Raw genomic sequence first — 14,782 nt, 5'->3', positions numbered from 1 at the left:
GGCCACGGCGCCGACGACGACCGGGGTGTCGTTGAGCTGCCGTCCGAGGGAGTCGTTCTCGTCGACGTCGACGACGTCCGCGACGATGCAGGTGATGTTGTCCGGGCCGCCGCCGCGCAGGGCGAGCTGGATCAGGTCCTGGACGGTCTCCTGCGGGCCCTGGTAGCTGCCGAGGGCTTCCTCGATCGTCTGCGGGCTGACCACGGTGGGCAGGCCGTCGGAGCAGATGAGGTAGCGGTCGCCGGCGCGCACCTCCCTGATGGACAGGTCGGGTTCGACGTGGTCGCCGCTGCCCAGCGCGCGCATCAGCAGGGAGCGCTGCGGGTGGGTGGTGGCCTCCTCCTCGGTGATCCGCCCCTCGTCGACCAGCTTCTGGACCCAGGTGTGGTCCTGCGTGATCTGAGTGAGCTGCCCGTCCCGGAGGAGGTACGCGCGGGAGTCGCCGACGTGCACGAGGCCGAGCCGCTGCCCGGTCCACAGCAGGGCCGTGAGCGTGGTGCCCATGCCCTCCAACTGCGGGTCCTCCTCGACCATGACGCGCAGTTGGTCGTTCGCGCGCTGAACCGCGACGCCGAGGGAGGTCAGGATGTCCGAGCCGGGGATGTCCTCGTCGAGCTCGACGATGGTGGAGATCACCTCGGAGCTGGCGACCTCACCGGCGGCCTGGCCGCCCATGCCGTCGGCGACCGCGAGCAGGCGTGGGCCGGCGTAGCCGGAGTCCTCGTTGTGCTCGCGGATCATGCCGTCGTGTGATCCGGCGGCGAAGCGCAGTGACAGACTCATACGCACCTCGCCTGTCGGCTCCGGGTACATCCGCACGGTGCCCACCCTCCGGTCGTCATGATCTGTACTACTTCCGCAGCTCGATGACCGTCTTGCCGATGCGAATCGGCGCTCCGGGCTGGATCGGCGTCGGTGTGGTGAGCCGGGTCCGGTCGAGATACGTGCCGTTGGTCGACCCGAGGTCCTCGACGATCCACTGGCCGTCACGGTCCGGGTAGATCCTGGCATGCCTGCTGGAGGCGTAGTCGTCGTCGAGCACGATCGTGGAATCGTGCGCGCGGCCGAGGGTGATGGTCTGCCCCTGTAGCGCGACGGTCGTCCCGGTCAACGACCCTTCGGTGACGACGAGCTTGCTCGGGGCGCTGCGGCCCCGGCCCCCGCCGCCACCGCGCCTGCTCTGCTGGCGCGACGGCTGCTGGCGCTGCTGCGGACGCTGGTTCTCGGCCCGGCGCGCTGCGCGTTGGGTCACGCGGGTGCCGAACAGGTCGCTACGGATGACCTGCACGGCCACGATGACGAACAGCCACAGTACGGCGAGAAATCCCAACCGCATGACCGTCAGGGTCAGCTCTGACATTGCCCCCGCTTCACCCTTCGGCTTGCCGGTAAATGATCGTGGTGCTGCCCACGACGATGCGTGAGCCGTCGCGGAGCGTAGCGCGCGTGGTGTGCTGTCCGTCTACCACGATGCCGTTCGTCGATCCCAGATCCTGGATCGAAGCCGGGTCTCCCACCCGGATCTCGCAGTGGCGCCGGGAGACTCCGGGGTCGTCGACGCGCACGTCGGCCTCGGTGCTGCGGCCCAGAACGAGCGTCGGACGCGAGATCTGGTGACGGTTGCCGTTGATCTCGATCCAGCGGCGGGTCTCGGCCCGCGGCATGGCGCCGCCGGCGCCGGGTGCGTGACCCGGGGGCGGGCCGGAGGGCATCGGAGGTGCGCCTGCCGGTCCGGGGCCGGGCGGGTAACCGCCTTGGCCGCCATAGGCGTTGTTGGGGGTGCCCGAGCTGCGCTGCGGCTGCTGCGAGGCGCTGGACGCGAGGGTGCGGCTGCGCACGCGGTAGAGACCGGTGTCGAGTTCGTCCGCCTTCTCCAGGTGGACCTTGACGGACCCCATGAACGTGTAGCGCTGCTGCTTCGCGTAGTCGCGCACCATTCCGCCGAGTTCGTCGCCGAGCTGTCCCGAGTAGGGACTGAGGCGCTCGTAGTCAGGCGCGCTCAGCTCGACGATGAAGTCGTTGGGCACGACGGTCCGCTCGCGGTTCCAGATCGTCGCGTTGTTGTCGCATTCACGCTGGAGTGCGCCCGCGATCTCCACGGGCTGTACCTCGGACTTGAACACCTTCGCGAAGGTGCCGTTGACGAGACCCTCTAGCCGCTGCTCGAAGCGCTTCAGTACTCCCACGTTGCACCTCCTTCCCAGATGCCCTCGGCTCTAGTGCGCCTCCCAGTGTCACCCGGGTGTGCGCGTGCTCTGTTCCGGTCGTTCCGGTACTGCTTACTGATCGTATCCACGCGCGGGGAAAACAGGTGGTTCCCCAATGGGGCTTGGCAGAGGAGTGTCACCTCTCACACCCTCGCACTCGCGGTCACACCCTCGCATGGATCGTAGGTCCCCCGTAGCCAGTGTCTCGTAGAGACGAAGCCTCCTGCGGACGGATACGGATGTGAAGCCACCGCTGCCAGCGTGCTAATCTTTTGGTCGTCGGCAGGCGCCCCAAGGGTCCACCGGCGGTCCTCCCCGCTCATCGCGGGGGACACCCTTTGCGCGGGTGGCGGAATAGGCAGACGCGCTGGATTCAGGTTCCAGTGTCCGAAAGGACGTGGGGGTTCAACTCCCCCCTCGCGCACCAGGAGACACCGACGAAACGGGTCTCTGCCAGTGACGGAAGTCCTGGCAGGGGCCCGTTTCTCGTTGGGCGAGGGGCTTCAGGCGTCCACATGAGACGCCTGGCTTCCTTAGGCAGGCGCCCTGTTACGCATAAGGCCCATGTTGGGGCAAAGCGCCCGCACGGGACTCTATTTGATGATCTTCGGTTGTGGTGGCGGGAGTTGATCACGCTGAGGTCGCTGTCAGGCGACCGGTAGGTGTCCAGCTGCCCAGTGGTTCGGTGCGGCGTCGGTGTGGATGCGACGGCGTGGGTGTTGACCGCCGAGGGCGAGAGTCTCGACCCGGTTCTTGATCTTCCTGCGGACGGCGTGGGCCAGTTGGAAGACCAGGAGGATGGTCTGGGCGGTGATCCGACGGGTGCGAGCGGGTGCCGCCCGACCCACCAAGGACGGAAGAGAGTGCCCTCCCTGAAGAAGAAGGAGCCCTCTCGCGCCAATGCGCCCGGACGAAGGGCGACTTCAGCAATCCTCGGACACTGGCTCACCGAAGCGCCGAGATTCCCCTCGCTACACGGTGAAGGTCCGACCAGCGCATCCCGGTCGGACCTTCACCGCTCTGTTGGGGGCTCGCGCCTGCCCGTCGGTCAGACGGTCCCAGGGGCCCCCAGCATGGCGGAAGCCTCTTGGAACGGGTTGTGGACGCGGGTGGGCGCCGCGACCCGGGGAAGGCCGTTGCAGGTGAAGCCGAGCTGGGTCATGGCCCGGAGGACTTCGCCGGCGCTGAAATCGCGGCGGTCCTGGCGTGTGAGGACCTGGCCGACCTGCTTGACGGGATAGGTGCGGCGGCCGATGGTCACGGACTCACCGAAGACCTGCTCGGGCCGGACGCCCTTCATCGATTGCAGGACACCGTTCTTGGTGAGCTCGAAGGGGAAGCGGGCGATGATACAGCGCACGATGCCTCACAAGGAGAAGAGAGAAGCGGGACGGTTCTGCTGCGGAGAAATGCTTCAGCGGGCAAGGGCGGGGGCGCCCCGAGCGCTGCCTTGCTCGTCGACGACAGGCAGGGCAGCGAACTTGCGCATCGCGTGCTCGGCTTCGGTCGTCGTGGTCACGGATGAGGTGGTCAGCATCCTGATCACGAAGGCTCTAGGCCGCCGCATCAAAGGAGGAGCGCCGCACCTTCTCGCGCCGAGCAGCCGAAGCGGGGCTGCGTCGGCCGCGTGAGGACGCGCTGCGCTTACGCCGCTCGGGCACCGGTGCGGTGATCGTCACGGGGATGCCGGAGGGGGCCTGGGCGCCGGTGATCCGGCCGAGTGTCTCTTCGCCGGAGCGGACCTGGGTGGTCTGCGGCACGATTCCGGCGGCCGCCATGAGGCGGGTCATGGTGCGGCGCTGGTTGGGGGTGACCAGGGTGACGACGCTGCCCGACTCGCCGGCCCGCGCGGTCCGTCCGCCACGGTGGAGGTAGTCCTTGTGGTCGGTCGGCGGGTCGACGTTGACCACGAGGTCGAGGTTGTCGACGTGGATGCCGCGCGCCGCGACGTTCGTCGCCACGAGCACGGTGACGTGCCCGGTCTTGAACTGGGCCAGGGTCCGGGTGCGCTGCGGCTGCGACTTCCCGCCGTGCAGGGCGGCCGCCCGCACCCCGCTGTTCAGCAGGTCCTGCGTCAGCCTGTCGACGGCGTGCTTGGTGTCCAGGAACATGAGCACCCGGCCTTCGCGCGCCGCGATCTCCGTCGTCGTCCGGTGCTTGTCGGCCCCGTGAACGTGCAGCACGTGATGCTCCATCGTGGTGACCGCACCCGCGGACGGGTCGACGGAGTGCACGACCGGGTCGGTGAGGTAGCGGCGGACCAGGAGATCGACGTTGCGGTCGAGCGTCGCGGAGAAGAGCATTCGCTGACCCTCGGGGCGGACCTGGTCCAGGAGTGCGGTGACCTGGGGCATGAAGCCCATGTCGGCCATCTGGTCGGCCTCGTCCAGCACGGTGATCGCGACCTGGTTCAGTCGGCAGTCACCCCGGTCGATGAGGTCCTTGAGGCGGCCCGGCGTCGCGACGACGACCTCGGCGCCACCCCGCAGCGCATTGATCTGCCTGCCGATCGACATTCCGCCGACGACGGTGGCCAGGCGCAGCTTCACCGAGCGGGCGTAGGGGCCCAAGGCGTCGGTCACCTGCTGCGCGAGCTCACGCGTCGGTACGAGGATCAGAGCCAGCGGCTGGCGGGGCTCGGCGCGCTGTCCGGCGGTGCGGGCCAGCAGGGCCAGGCCGAAGGCGAGGGTCTTGCCGGAGCCGGTGCGCCCGCGTCCGAGGACGTCCCGGCCCGCGAGGGTGTTGGGGAGGGTCGCGCCCTGGATCGGGAACGGGACGCTCAGGCCTTGCGCGGTCAGCTCGGCCAGCAGCTGCTTCGTCATGTCGAGGTCGGCGAACGCCTCGACGGCGGGCAGTGCGGGAGTGATCGTCTTCGGCAGGGCGAACTCGCCCTGGACCGCTGCGGGCCGCCGGTCGTGGCCGTTCGAGCGGCGCGGACCTCCGGAACGGCTCGGGGCGGGCGGGCCGAAGCGACCGCCCCGGCCCGTACCGGCGCGGGAGCCGGAAGCGGGGCCGCCGGTGCGGCCGCGGGTGCGGGAGGAGCGGTTGTTCGTACGTGTGGGGTTCATTCAGAACCTTTCCCTGATACGGCACCGCACGTGTCAGGGAATTCCCGCAGCAGAAGCGCAGCGCGGGGAATCACAAGAACGGGCCGAATGGAATGCGAATCTGGCCTGCGCCGAATGCGGTGCGGTCCAGGTGATGAAATAAGTGACGTCATGTGGACGTGAAATCCAGACGTCGACGAGAGCAGCGTCGAAGGGGCCCGCGTTCCCGAAGAAGGGCCTGTGGCGGTCGTTGTCACCATGGGTGAAACCGTTGCGAAGATTCCCGAAGCGGGGCCTCGCGCCCCTGGGGATGCGAGCTCAGCTACAAAGTGTGCGTCAGCATCAGGCGGGGACGATGTTCTCGGCTGTCGGGCCCTTCTGGCCCTGGGCGACGTCGAACGTCACCTTCTGGCCTTCCATCAACTCCCGGAAACCCTGGGCGGCGATATTCGAGAAGTGAGCGAACACGTCAGGGCCGCCACCGTCCTGCTCGATGAAGCCGAAACCCTTGGCTGCGTTGAACCATTTAACGGTGCCGGATGCCATGCCATATCTCCTTTGGGGCAGTACGCCGGGACCCGCAATACGCGAATCCCGGGTCGCCGCGATGATGCCCCGTCCGGAAAATGAGCCGGAAATACAAAAACGCTTTCAGTGCGGAAGAATACCGCCGAAGGCGTTGCAAGTTTTTGGGAACCAAGACTGCAACTGAGATCGACAGTAGCATGCAGTAGCGACCTGCGAACATCGCATAATTCCATCTGCTCGTTGCGACAAGAACACTGCCCGCCCGGCACGTTAAAGCCTCACTTCGCGGTCATAGATATTTGATCCACGGAGCGTGGAGTTTCGCGAGGCCGTCCCCCCCTGCCAGGCGAGGGCAGGCAGCAGCGCCCTGGACCGGGTGAGTGCAGCCAATAGCTCCGCAATGGTGCTGTCCGGGCGGGCAGGGTGCGTACGGTCTTGCCGGTGGCTGTCCGACGGGTTGGGCGGTGGCGCGGGTGAGGTGGTTGACCCGTGAGCCACTCGAAGCCTCCGGAGCGGCCGTTCAGGTCAGGGGTGCGCACGCGCCCGCGGCTGGGGGCATGTACGGCCACGTCGATGCCGTTCAGGTGCGAGGTCAGCTCCAGGGTGCGGATGCCGTCTCCGTGGGCAGGGCGTCGGTGGCGAGCCCCGAGACCACCGGAACCACGGAGCCTGGGGCTTCAGCTGCGACCCGTTGCACGAAACCTTCGAGGTGTCCCGGGTGCCCTCGCGGGCGCGGACGACGGAGGCCGCGGAGCGGACGGTTGCCGGTCGACGCTCAGCGTGTCCATCAGTCACCCGCCTCGGGATCCCCGGTGTCCGGTCCTTGGTCCGGGGACTCGAGCCCCCGGACCTGCGGGCCCTTCAACCCCCGGCGGTGACGGCTGTTGCTCCCGGACCCACCGCGGCCCCGAGGGTCGAGGTCGATTACCTCATCGTCGGGCACGCGAAAATCTATGTCGGCCGGAGTAGACATTGGGTGCTGGCGTGGTTATGGTTTCTCTCGTAGCCAGAGAGACAGCAAGGCCTGGCAGAGACGAACTGCCGGCCAGTAGTACCCGTAGTTCGCAGGACGGTGCGGTGGTGGAGTTCCGAAGCCAGGGTTGTTGCAGGACGGGCGACGGGACTGACGACCGGACCGGGTGGCCGCAGTGATCAGGGGTCGCCGGAGCAGGACCGCAGTTGGCAGTACCCAGCAGTGAAGTCAGTGAGCAGCACCTCGGTGAAGGCGTCGGCTGCGGGCGCGCGTGCCGGGAAGTTCGGCAGTGGGGTTCCAAGCCAGGGCAGAGGCAGGACGGGCGACGGGGCTGGCTGCCGAAGGGTGGCGCTGTCACAGGCCACAGAGCAGTTCGCATCACCAGCAGTTCGCAGTATCCCGTTTGATAAGTAGTTGATCACCGAGGGAAGAACGGAGGAGCCGCGCCATCAGGATCGCCCGGGCGGAAGTCTTGAGCCCGGGTACCGCAGGACATCGATAGTGAGGTGGTCTCCGGTCAAGCAACCGCGATCCCCGCACCCCCGACAGCATCTCGGTCGGGGCCGCGGAAACAGAAGGTCGGCGCAGTACCAAGGCCGGCAGATGGTGTAACCGTTCCTTCGGGGTCCTGGTGCCATAAGGCACCAGGACCCCTCCATGCGTTCCACAGAGAGGTGCAATGACAGCAGACAACTCGCTCAGCCGTCTCGACGACGACGACTACCCCGCCTACACGATGGGCCGGGCCGCCGAAATGCTCGGCACCACCCAGGGCTTCCTCCGCGCCATTGGAGAAGCCCGCCTCATCGCCCCGCTCCGATCCGAGGGCGGCCACCGCCGCTACTCCCGCTACCAACTGCGCATCGCCGCCCGCGCCCGGGAACTCGTCGATCAGGGCACCCCCATCGAGGCCGCCTGCCGCATCATCATCCTTGAAGACCAACTAGAAGAAGCCCAGCGCATCAATGCCGAATACCGCCGCGCCGCCGAATCATCGGACCCGACGGCCGCGGCCTAAGTGGGCTGGGACCAGCCTGCTGAGGCCGGCGGCCGAAAGGCGGCGCGGCGGATCGACGCAGTGGATGCCTCGCCCGGCCTTTCAGGTGCTGTTCGAGTAGCGAGTGCGGGATGGGCCGCTCCATGTCGAGCGACACGGGACAGAGCGGCCCCGTGCTCCGGGAGTCGCGTACACGTCGCATCTCCTGGTCACTGCCGGTCCAGCGGCCCGGGGCCACTGGACCGTGCCCCAGCTGCCACTGCATCCCGCTGTCGCATGCCGGCGGGCTGCGATTCGCCACCTGCGCCGCCGCCGGCGTCTGCCCTCCGCTGAGCATCTCCCGATCGTCGGCCGCCTCTTCGCTGTCGACGGCACGGTGAGGCACGGTGAGGTGCGTCGATGTCGTGCTCGTGCTGCCAGGGGTCGCCAGACGCCCGCGAGCCCGCCGGTGCGCGACCGGTGGGCTCGGGGAGGGGGACTCGGCGTGAGAGTCGTCAGGCTGCCGCGCCGAGACGGGCGGCGATGTTCTTGCCGTGATTCCCGGCCGCCTCGTGTGCCTGGGTCCGGGATGCCTGGGCGGAGTCGATCAGTGACTCCATGCCGGGGGTGGTGGGGGCGAGGGTGAGCTCCGGCACCACGAATTCCACGTCCAGGGCCATGATCTCGCCGAGGACCTTGCCCAGGTAGTTCTGCACGAACTCGAAGCTCTCGCGCGGTGTGCCCGGCCCGTAGCCGCCGCCCCGGCTGGCCACGACCACCGTGGGGGTTCCGGCGCCGGACGGCGTCTCGGCGCCGGCGGTGCGTCCCTGCAGGATCACGTGGTCGATCCACGCCTTGAGGGTGGAGGGGATCGTGTAGTTGTACATCGGGGCGCCGATCAGCACGGCGTCCGCTTCTTCCAGCTCCCGGGCGAGCTCGTCGCGCAGGGCGAAGGCCGCCGCCTGCTCCGGGGTGTGGCTCTCCGGGGGTGCGAAGCCCGCGGAGGCGCCGACCACGTCGAGGTGCGGCAGGGGATTCGCTGCCAGGTCGCGGTATACGACCTTGCCCTCCGGGTGCTGCTCCTCCCACGCCTTGCGGAACGACGCCGCGACGTCACGGGAGACGGAGCCTTCCTGCGGGAACAGGGAGGAGTCGATGTGAAGCAACGTGGCCATGGAGGTAGCTCCTTTTGCTGCGTAAGTAAGTTAGCTTGCGTACGTAACTAGTAATAGCACAGGTACTTACTTTTCTGCACCCACTTGTGTCGGCGCAGTACCCTGGAGGCATGGCAGACCTTGGGGAGCGGACGCAGAAGGGCGTGGAGCTCGGAGCTGCGGAGCAGTGCACCGAGCCCGAGAGCAGCATCACGCGCGTCTTCCAGGTGCTGGGCAAGCGCTGGACCGGTCTGGTTCTCGCCGCGCTCATGAACGGACCGGGTCACTTCGCCCAGCTCCGTCGGGCCGTCCCCGGCATCAGCGAGCGGATGCTCTCCGACCGGCTGACCGAGCTGGGGACGCTCAACCTGGTCGTACGGACCGTGGAGGAAGGCCCGCCGCTGCGCGTCAGCTACCGGCTCAGCGCGGCCGGCCAGGCACTCAAGCCCGCCATGACGGAGCTGACGCGTTGGGCCGACACACATCTGCCCGAAGAGGCGGCCGGCTGTCCGGAGGAGTTCCGGGGCTGATCGGGCCGCGGACCGTCGTGGATCCTCACAGGCGAACTGTGAAGGGGCGACGCGCTTCCGTAGGGTGGGGCCGATGAAAGCGAACCCGGAAGCGGAAGCAGGCGAGCCGGAGGAGCAGGGGCGTCCCGAGGAGCCGAGCACGGAGCGTCTGGAGCGGGCCGTACGGGGTGCTGAGACGGCGCTGATCGAGTTCGAGATCGCGGTGGAGACCTTCCGGATCGAGATCGAGAACTTCTCCCGGCTGCACCATCAGCGTCTCGGGCCCATGTACGCGCGCCTGGACGAGCTGGACGCCGGCATCGCCGAGGTGACCGCCGCGATCAGCGGCGATCCCGAGGACCTGCGCAAGGCACGGGAGCTGCGGGCCGTGGTGCTGCCGATGCCCCAGGTCGAGGAGCTCTTCCACGGCTGGATCGACTCCGAGGGGCTGTCGCCCGAGGCGACCGCCATGCTCACCGAGCAGAACGTGCGGCCGCCGAGCCGGGTGCGTCCCAGCGAGGAGGCCCGCAAGGCGTACCGCGAGCTGGTGCGCAAGGCTCACCCGGACCTGGCGCAGGAGGACGCGGAACGCAAGCGCCGTGAAGCGTTCCTCATACGCGTCAACAAGGCTTACGCGGACGGCGACACGGACGCTCTCCACGAACTGCTCGAGGAGTGGGTCAACGGGCCGCGTGAAGAGGAAGTGGAAGCCCGGCTGCCGCACAGCGAGGTGCTCTACGCCCGGCTGGAGTGGCTGGCGGAGCGCAAGGAAGCGCTGACGGCGATGGTCGCGGAGATGGAGCAGAGCGCCATCGGCGCGATGCTGAAGATGGCGCCGGACGATCCCGACGCGCTGCTGGACGAGATCGCCGAGCAGCTTCTGGAGCAGGTCGCCTCACGCGAGGCGGAGCTGGCGCGGCTCGTGCAGGTGAGGGACGCCGGGACCGGAGCGGAGGCCGAGGCCGCCGCGGCGGACACGGCAGACGGGACGCCTGGCACGGGAACGGACACCTCCGGCGAGGGATCGGGCACGGGCACCGGGTCCGCCGGGGAAGAGAACTGAGAGAGAGCTGTTTCACGATGCAGAACGGTCAGTTGCCGCAGGTCGATGTCGCCTCGGTGCCGGCGGACGCGCTGCTGCTGGACGTCCGGGAGGACGACGAGTGGGCGGCAGGGCGCGCGGACGGCGCGCTTCACATCCCGATGAGCGACTTCGTCGGCAGGTTCGGGGAGCTGACCGAACGGGCCGGTGACGGCGAGCGGGTGTACGTGGTCTGCCGGGTCGGCGGACGGTCTGCCCAGGTCACGCAGTACCTGCGGCAGCAGGGTCTGGACGCGGTCAACGTCGACGGGGGCATGCTCGCCTGGGAAGCGGCCGGCCGGCCGCTGACGGGCGATGCGGCAGACGCGTACGTGCTGTGAAGCGTGCCGCCCCGCGATGACGGCGGGGCGGCGGAGCGCTCAGCCGTCGAAGTCCACCTCGACGGCGTCCGTCACGGGGTGCGACTGGCACGCCAGCACGTAGCCCGCGTCCAACTCGTCGGGCTCCAGTGCGTAGTTGCGCTCCATGCGGACCTCGCCCGAGACCAGACGGACCCGGCACGTGCCGCACACCCCGCCCTTGCACGCGAAGGGTGCGTCCGCGCGGTTGCGCAGCACCGTCTCCAGCACGGACTCGCCGTCGTCCATGGGCCAGCATCCCGAGCGCCCGTCGAGGGTGGCGGTCACGGCGGCCGTACGGGCGGAGGCACCGGACGAAGCCGCCTTCCTGCCCGCGGAGGCCACAGCCGTCGCCGCATCGCCGGACGGCGCCTCGGTGACGTGGAAGATCTCCTGGTGGATGCGGCCTCGCGGCACCTGGAGACCGCGCAGCGCCCGGGACGCACCCTCGACCAGGCCGAGCGGCCCGCACAGATACCAGCCGTCGATGTCGCTCACGGGCAGCAGCGACGGCAGCAGCATGCTCAGCCGCTCCTCGTCGAGGCGCCCGGTGGGCAGGCCGCTCTGCTGCTCCTCGCGGGACAGGGCGGTCACCAGCTGGAAGCGGTCCGGGAAGCGGTCCTTGAGGTCGGCGACCTCCTCCAGGAACATCGTCGAGGCGGTCGACCTGTCGCTGCGAATCAGGCAGAAACGGGCGCCGGGCTCACGGGAGAGCAGCGTGGCGGCGATCGAGAGCACCGGAGTGATCCCGCTGCCGCCCACCACGGCCGCGAAGTGCCCGTGCCGCGGTTCGAGGACGAACCGGCCCGTGGGCGGCAGGACGTCCACGCTGTCGCCCGGAGCCAGCTCCTTGAGCGCGTAGGTGGAGAAGTCGCCGCCCTCGACCCCGCGAATGCCGACGCGCAGCGTCGCCGGTGCCTCGGCGGCGGGGGCGCAGAGGGAGTAGGTGCGCCGGACCTCGGTGCTCGCCGAGGCACCGCCCTGCGTACGGGGGCGGCGAACGGCGATGTGCTGGCCCGGTGCGTATCCGTACAGGCCGCGGAGATCAGGCGGGACGTCGAAGGTGAGGGCGACCGCGTCGTCCGTGAGCCGGTCGACTGCCACGACCCGCAGTGGGTGGAAGGTGCTCACGGCGCTCCTCACAACTCCTTGAAGTGGTCGAACGGCTCGCGGCAGGACTCGCAGCGCCGCAGCGCCTTGCAGGCGGTGGAGGAGAACCGGCTGATGAGTGAGGTCTCGGCCGATCCGCAGTTCGGGCAGCGGATGGCGAGCGTGAGCGGAACGGGGCCGTGGCCGGGTGCCGCGCCGCCGCGCGGCGGCGCTATCCCGGAGGCGGCCAGCTTGCGGCGGCCCTCGGGCGTGATGTCGTCGGTGCTCCACGGCGGGGCGAGGACGGTGCGGACAGTGACCTCGGGGACGCCGTGCTCACGCAGCGCGCGCTCGATGTCGGTGGCCATGGTCTCGATGGCGGGGCAGCCGGTGTAGGTGGGCGTGAGCTCGACCTCCACGCGGCCGCCGGGCGCCGTTTCCCGGACTTCCCGCACAACGCCCAGCTCGGCCAGGGTGACCACGGGAAGCTCGGGATCGGGGACGGAACCGGCCCAGGCCGTGAGGTCCCGCTGCCGCTGCTCCGCCTCGGTCACCACGATGCCCCCGGGTGGCTGCGGTGCAGATGCTGCATCTCGGCGAGCATGCGCCCGAACGGTTCGGTGTGCAGCCCCTGCCTGCCCGCACCGGCCGCCCACGCGCCGTGCTGCTCGGTGGTGGGAACGGTGAGGGTGGCGGCGTCGAGGACGCCGGTGACCCGGTCGGTCCAGCTCCGGCGGAGCGCGTCCCAGTCGACGGCGCCGACAAGGTCCGGCCCGTCCAGCTCGGGGGTCCCCCCAGGGCCGCCAGGGCCGAGGGGGAGGAAGAGCTCACCGGTGAACCGCCACAGGGAGTCTGTGGCGCGCTGGGCGCGGGCGTGGCTCTCCTCCGTGCCGTCACCGAGGCGCAGCGTCCAGTGCTCGGCGTGGTCCCGGTGGTACTCGCACTCCTTCACGGCCTTCGTCGCGAGGGGGTGCCCGAGCGCGGCGAGCTGGGTGTACAGCAGCTCCTGGTACGCGGAGAAGAAGAGCTGGCGGATCATCGTGCGGGCGAAGTCGCCGTTGGCCTGCTCGACCAACTGGCAGTTGCGGAAGGCCCGTTCCTCACGGAGGTAGGCCAGCTCGTCCTCGTCGCCCAGCTCGGAGTAGAGCGCGCGGGCATGCCCGAGGAGGTCGAGGGCGATGTTGGCCAGGGCCAGCTCCTCCTCCAGCACCGGTGCGTGGCCGGCCCACTCCCCCAGCCGGTGCGAGAGCACGAGGGCGTCGTCGGCCAGCGGGAGCAGCGGGCTGTCGAGGGGACCCGCGCCGTACGGGGCGCGGGCGTCGGAGCGCGTCACAGGTTCCGCACCCCTTCCGGGACCTCGTAGAACGTGGGGTGGCGGTAGGGCTTGTCCCCCGCGGGGCCGAAGAAGGGGTCCTTCTCGTCCGGGGAGGAGGCGGTGATCTGGTGGGAGGGCACCACCCAGACGGAGACGCCTTCGGAGCGCCGCGTGTAGAGGTCGCGCGCATTGCGCAGAGCCATCTCGGCGTCGGGAGCGTGCAGGCTCCCGGCATGCGTGTGCGACAGGCCGCGCCTGCTGCGCACGAAGACCTCCCAGAGGGGCCAGTCCGTGCTGCTCATCGTGCGCTCACCGTCGCCTCCGCCTTGTCCCCGTCACGGACGCCGCCGTCCCGCGGGAGATGATCCTTCGTGGCCTTCTTCGCGGCGTACGCCGCGGCGGCCTCGCGCACCCAGGCGCCTTCCTCGTGCGCCTGACGCCGCCGGCTGATGCGCTCCTCGTTGCACGGCCCGTTGCCCTGGAGCACCTGCCGGAACTCCTCCCAGTCGATCGGGCCGAAGTCCCAGTGCTCCCGCTCCTCGTTCCAGCTGAGGTCCGGGTCCGGGAGGGTGAGGCCGAGAGCCTCGGCCTGCGGCACGCAGATGTCGACGAAGCGCTGGCGCAGCTCGTCGTTGGAGTGCCGCTTGATCTTCCAGCCCATCGAACGGGCGCTGTGCGCGGACTCGTCGTCCGGCGGCCCGAACATCATCAGCGAGGGCCACCACCAGCGGTCCACCGCGTCCTGAGCCATGGCGTGCTGTTCCTCGGTGCCCTTGCTCAGGGCGAGCAGCAGCTCGAAGCCCTGCCGCTGGTGGAAGGACTCCTCCTTGCAGATGCGGATCATCGCTCGGGCGTACGGACCGTAGGAGCAGCGGCAGATCGGCACCTGGTTGGTGATCGCCGCTCCGTCGACGAGCCAGCCGATCGCTCCGACGTCGGCCCAGGTCAGCGTGGGGTAGTTGAAGATGGAGGAGTACTTCTGGCGGCCGGAGTGCAGCTTGTCGAGCAGCTCCTCACGGCTGGTGCCGAGCGTCTCCGCCGCGCTGTAGAGATAAAGGCCGTGACCTGCCTCGTCCTGGACCTTGGCCATGAGGATGGCCTTGCGGCGAAGGGAAGGCGCACGCGTGATCCAGTTCGCCTCGGGCTGCATGCCGATGATTTCCGAGTGCGCGTGCTGGGCCATCTGCCGGACCAGCGTCTTGCGATAGTCGTCCGGCATCCAGTCGCGGGGCTCGATCCGCTCGTCGGCGGCGATCGCGCTGTCGAAGGCCGCGAGCTGGTCCGCCTGGCTTCCAGCGACGTGCGCACCCTCGCCGAGCAGCACCGATGTCATCTCGACCCCCTTGCCGGCGGCCGCAGCCGCGCTCCCAACCGACCGATCGTTCGGTTCAATGGTGAGGTGCGGCCCCATAGGGTGTCAAGGCTCGAATAATCTTCTGGGGACTTACTCGGCTGACATGGACGTGGGGAGCACGGAGGGCATGGAGCCAGCAGAGCAACAGGCGCCGCAGCCGGAACCGGAGCGTGAGCGGCAGACCGAGCCG

General features: G+C 69.2%; 17 protein-coding genes and 1 tRNA gene. 5 read left to right on the top strand and 13 right to left on the bottom strand.

Annotated elements, in window-relative coordinates; genetic code table 11:
* The 3 genes from H5J26_RS20305 to H5J26_RS20295 all read right to left on the bottom strand — a co-directional run.
* The coding region (locus H5J26_RS20305; RefSeq protein ID WP_210771561.1) for a Stp1/IreP family PP2C-type Ser/Thr phosphatase at positions 1-813 on the bottom strand (813 nt) is incomplete at its 3' end.
* A 37-nt stretch (positions 814-850) separates the two neighbouring features.
* Positions 851-1,360, bottom strand: coding sequence for an FHA domain-containing protein FhaB/FipA (locus H5J26_RS20300; RefSeq protein ID WP_181767339.1), 510 nt, complete (start codon positions 1,358-1,360; stop codon positions 851-853).
* Positions 1,361-1,370: 10 nt separating this feature from the next.
* Positions 1,371-2,186 (bottom strand): FhaA domain-containing protein, encoded by an 816-nt coding sequence (locus H5J26_RS20295; RefSeq protein WP_181767338.1) that lies wholly within the window; start codon positions 2,184-2,186, stop codon positions 1,371-1,373.
* Between the two features lie 361 nt (positions 2,187-2,547).
* Here H5J26_RS20295 and H5J26_RS20290 point away from each other — a divergent pair.
* Positions 2,548-2,634: transfer RNA gene (locus H5J26_RS20290), tRNA-Leu, on the top strand.
* A 220-nt stretch (positions 2,635-2,854) separates the two neighbouring features.
* On the opposite strand, the gene H5J26_RS20285 is transcribed toward H5J26_RS20290, so the two are convergent.
* The 4 genes from H5J26_RS20285 to H5J26_RS20270 form a co-directional block, all read right to left on the bottom strand.
* Complete coding sequence (locus H5J26_RS20285) at positions 2,855-3,058, bottom strand: hypothetical protein (protein WP_181767337.1); 204 nt, start codon at positions 3,056-3,058, stop codon at positions 2,855-2,857.
* Between the two features lie 197 nt (positions 3,059-3,255).
* Positions 3,256-3,567: an SCO5918 family protein gene (locus H5J26_RS20280; protein WP_181767336.1), complete on the bottom strand. Its 312-nt coding sequence runs from the start codon at positions 3,565-3,567 to the stop codon at positions 3,256-3,258.
* A 193-nt stretch (positions 3,568-3,760) separates the two neighbouring features.
* Entirely contained in the window at positions 3,761-5,275 is a 1,515-nt protein-coding gene (locus H5J26_RS20275) for a DEAD/DEAH box helicase (protein WP_181767335.1), read from the bottom strand.
* A 321-nt stretch (positions 5,276-5,596) separates the two neighbouring features.
* Positions 5,597-5,800 carry a cold-shock protein gene (locus tag H5J26_RS20270; RefSeq protein WP_181767334.1) on the bottom strand — a complete coding sequence of 68 codons (204 nt, stop codon included), beginning with the start codon at positions 5,798-5,800 and terminating at the stop codon, positions 5,597-5,599.
* 1,634 nt (positions 5,801-7,434) lie between these two features.
* Here H5J26_RS20270 and H5J26_RS20265 point away from each other — a divergent pair.
* Positions 7,435-7,773 carry a MerR family transcriptional regulator gene (locus H5J26_RS20265; RefSeq protein WP_181767333.1) on the top strand — a complete coding sequence of 113 codons (339 nt, stop codon included), beginning with the start codon at positions 7,435-7,437 and terminating at the stop codon, positions 7,771-7,773.
* Positions 7,774-8,246: 473 nt separating this feature from the next.
* Here the strand turns inward: H5J26_RS20265 and H5J26_RS20260 are convergent, their stop codons facing one another.
* Complete coding sequence (locus H5J26_RS20260; protein WP_181767332.1) at positions 8,247-8,906, bottom strand: FMN-dependent NADH-azoreductase; 660 nt, start codon at positions 8,904-8,906, stop codon at positions 8,247-8,249.
* A gap of 110 nt (positions 8,907-9,016) precedes the next feature.
* On the opposite strand from H5J26_RS20260, the gene H5J26_RS20255 reads away from it, so the two are divergent.
* The 3 genes from H5J26_RS20255 to H5J26_RS20245 all read left to right on the top strand — a co-directional run bounded on the left by H5J26_RS20255 (position 9,017) and on the right by H5J26_RS20245 (position 10,816).
* Complete coding sequence (locus tag H5J26_RS20255) at positions 9,017-9,415, top strand: winged helix-turn-helix transcriptional regulator (protein ID WP_181767331.1); 399 nt, start codon at positions 9,017-9,019, stop codon at positions 9,413-9,415.
* A gap of 73 nt (positions 9,416-9,488) precedes the next feature.
* Complete coding sequence (locus tag H5J26_RS20250; RefSeq protein ID WP_235980848.1) at positions 9,489-10,457, top strand: J domain-containing protein; 969 nt, start codon at positions 9,489-9,491, stop codon at positions 10,455-10,457.
* A 17-nt stretch (positions 10,458-10,474) separates the two neighbouring features.
* On the top strand, positions 10,475-10,816 hold the full coding sequence (locus H5J26_RS20245) for a rhodanese-like domain-containing protein (protein WP_181767330.1): 342 nt from the start codon (positions 10,475-10,477) through the stop codon (positions 10,814-10,816).
* A 39-nt stretch (positions 10,817-10,855) separates the two neighbouring features.
* On the opposite strand, the gene H5J26_RS20240 is transcribed toward H5J26_RS20245, so the two are convergent.
* Genes H5J26_RS20240 through paaA form a run of 5 tightly spaced genes read right to left on the bottom strand, consistent with a single transcriptional unit; the run spans position 10,856 to position 14,571 of the window.
* The gene (locus H5J26_RS20240; protein WP_181767329.1) at positions 10,856-11,965 is read right to left on the bottom strand and encodes a 2Fe-2S iron-sulfur cluster-binding protein; all 1,110 of its coding nucleotides are present in this window, start codon (positions 11,963-11,965) and stop codon (positions 10,856-10,858) included.
* Positions 11,966-11,973: 8 nt separating this feature from the next.
* Positions 11,974-12,477, bottom strand: coding sequence for a 1,2-phenylacetyl-CoA epoxidase subunit PaaD (gene paaD / locus H5J26_RS20235; protein ID WP_309237994.1), 504 nt, complete (start codon positions 12,475-12,477; stop codon positions 11,974-11,976).
* Entirely contained in the window at positions 12,474-13,256 is a 783-nt protein-coding gene (gene paaC / locus H5J26_RS31575) for a 1,2-phenylacetyl-CoA epoxidase subunit PaaC (RefSeq protein ID WP_181767328.1), read from the bottom strand. Before paaC ends, paaD begins: the two co-directional genes overlap by 4 nt.
* The gene (gene paaB, locus H5J26_RS20225; protein ID WP_181767327.1) at positions 13,253-13,540 is read right to left on the bottom strand and encodes a 1,2-phenylacetyl-CoA epoxidase subunit PaaB; all 288 of its coding nucleotides are present in this window, start codon (positions 13,538-13,540) and stop codon (positions 13,253-13,255) included. The genes paaC and paaB overlap by 4 nt, the downstream gene beginning before the upstream one ends.
* Positions 13,537-14,571 (bottom strand): 1,2-phenylacetyl-CoA epoxidase subunit PaaA, encoded by a 1,035-nt coding sequence (gene paaA / locus H5J26_RS20220; RefSeq protein ID WP_235980847.1) that lies wholly within the window; start codon positions 14,569-14,571, stop codon positions 13,537-13,539. Before paaA ends, paaB begins: the two co-directional genes overlap by 4 nt.
* Positions 14,572-14,782: the final 211 nt, after the last annotated feature.

Source organism: Streptomyces albidus (ex Kaewkla and Franco 2022) (assembly GCF_013870515.1).
GTDB lineage: Bacteria > Actinomycetota > Actinomycetes > Streptomycetales > Streptomycetaceae > Streptomyces > Streptomyces albidus.
The sequence above is the reverse complement of the archived record's forward strand: the minus strand, read 5'-3'. Positions and strand labels throughout refer to the sequence as shown.

Coding starts and splice junctions, on each gene's coding strand:
- H5J26_RS20245 (WP_181767330.1), top strand. CDS start 10,475: ATGCAGAACGGTCAGTTGCCGCAGGTCGATGTCGCCTCGGTGCCGGCG.
- H5J26_RS20255 (WP_181767331.1), top strand. CDS start 9,017: ATGGCAGACCTTGGGGAGCGGACGCAGAAGGGCGTGGAGCTCGGAGCT.
- H5J26_RS20275 (WP_181767335.1), bottom strand. CDS start 5,275: ATGAACCCCACACGTACGAACAACCGCTCCTCCCGCACCCGCGGCCGC.
- H5J26_RS20270 (WP_181767334.1), bottom strand. CDS start 5,800: ATGGCATCCGGCACCGTTAAATGGTTCAACGCAGCCAAGGGTTTCGGC.
- H5J26_RS20300 (WP_181767339.1), bottom strand. CDS start 1,360: ATGTCAGAGCTGACCCTGACGGTCATGCGGTTGGGATTTCTCGCCGTA.
- paaA (WP_235980847.1), bottom strand. CDS start 14,571: ATGACATCGGTGCTGCTCGGCGAGGGTGCGCACGTCGCTGGAAGCCAG.
- H5J26_RS20260 (WP_181767332.1), bottom strand. CDS start 8,906: ATGGCCACGTTGCTTCACATCGACTCCTCCCTGTTCCCGCAGGAAGGC.
- H5J26_RS20250 (WP_235980848.1), top strand. CDS start 9,489: ATGAAAGCGAACCCGGAAGCGGAAGCAGGCGAGCCGGAGGAGCAGGGG.
- H5J26_RS20265 (WP_181767333.1), top strand. CDS start 7,435: ATGACAGCAGACAACTCGCTCAGCCGTCTCGACGACGACGACTACCCC.
- paaB (WP_181767327.1), bottom strand. CDS start 13,540: ATGAGCAGCACGGACTGGCCCCTCTGGGAGGTCTTCGTGCGCAGCAGG.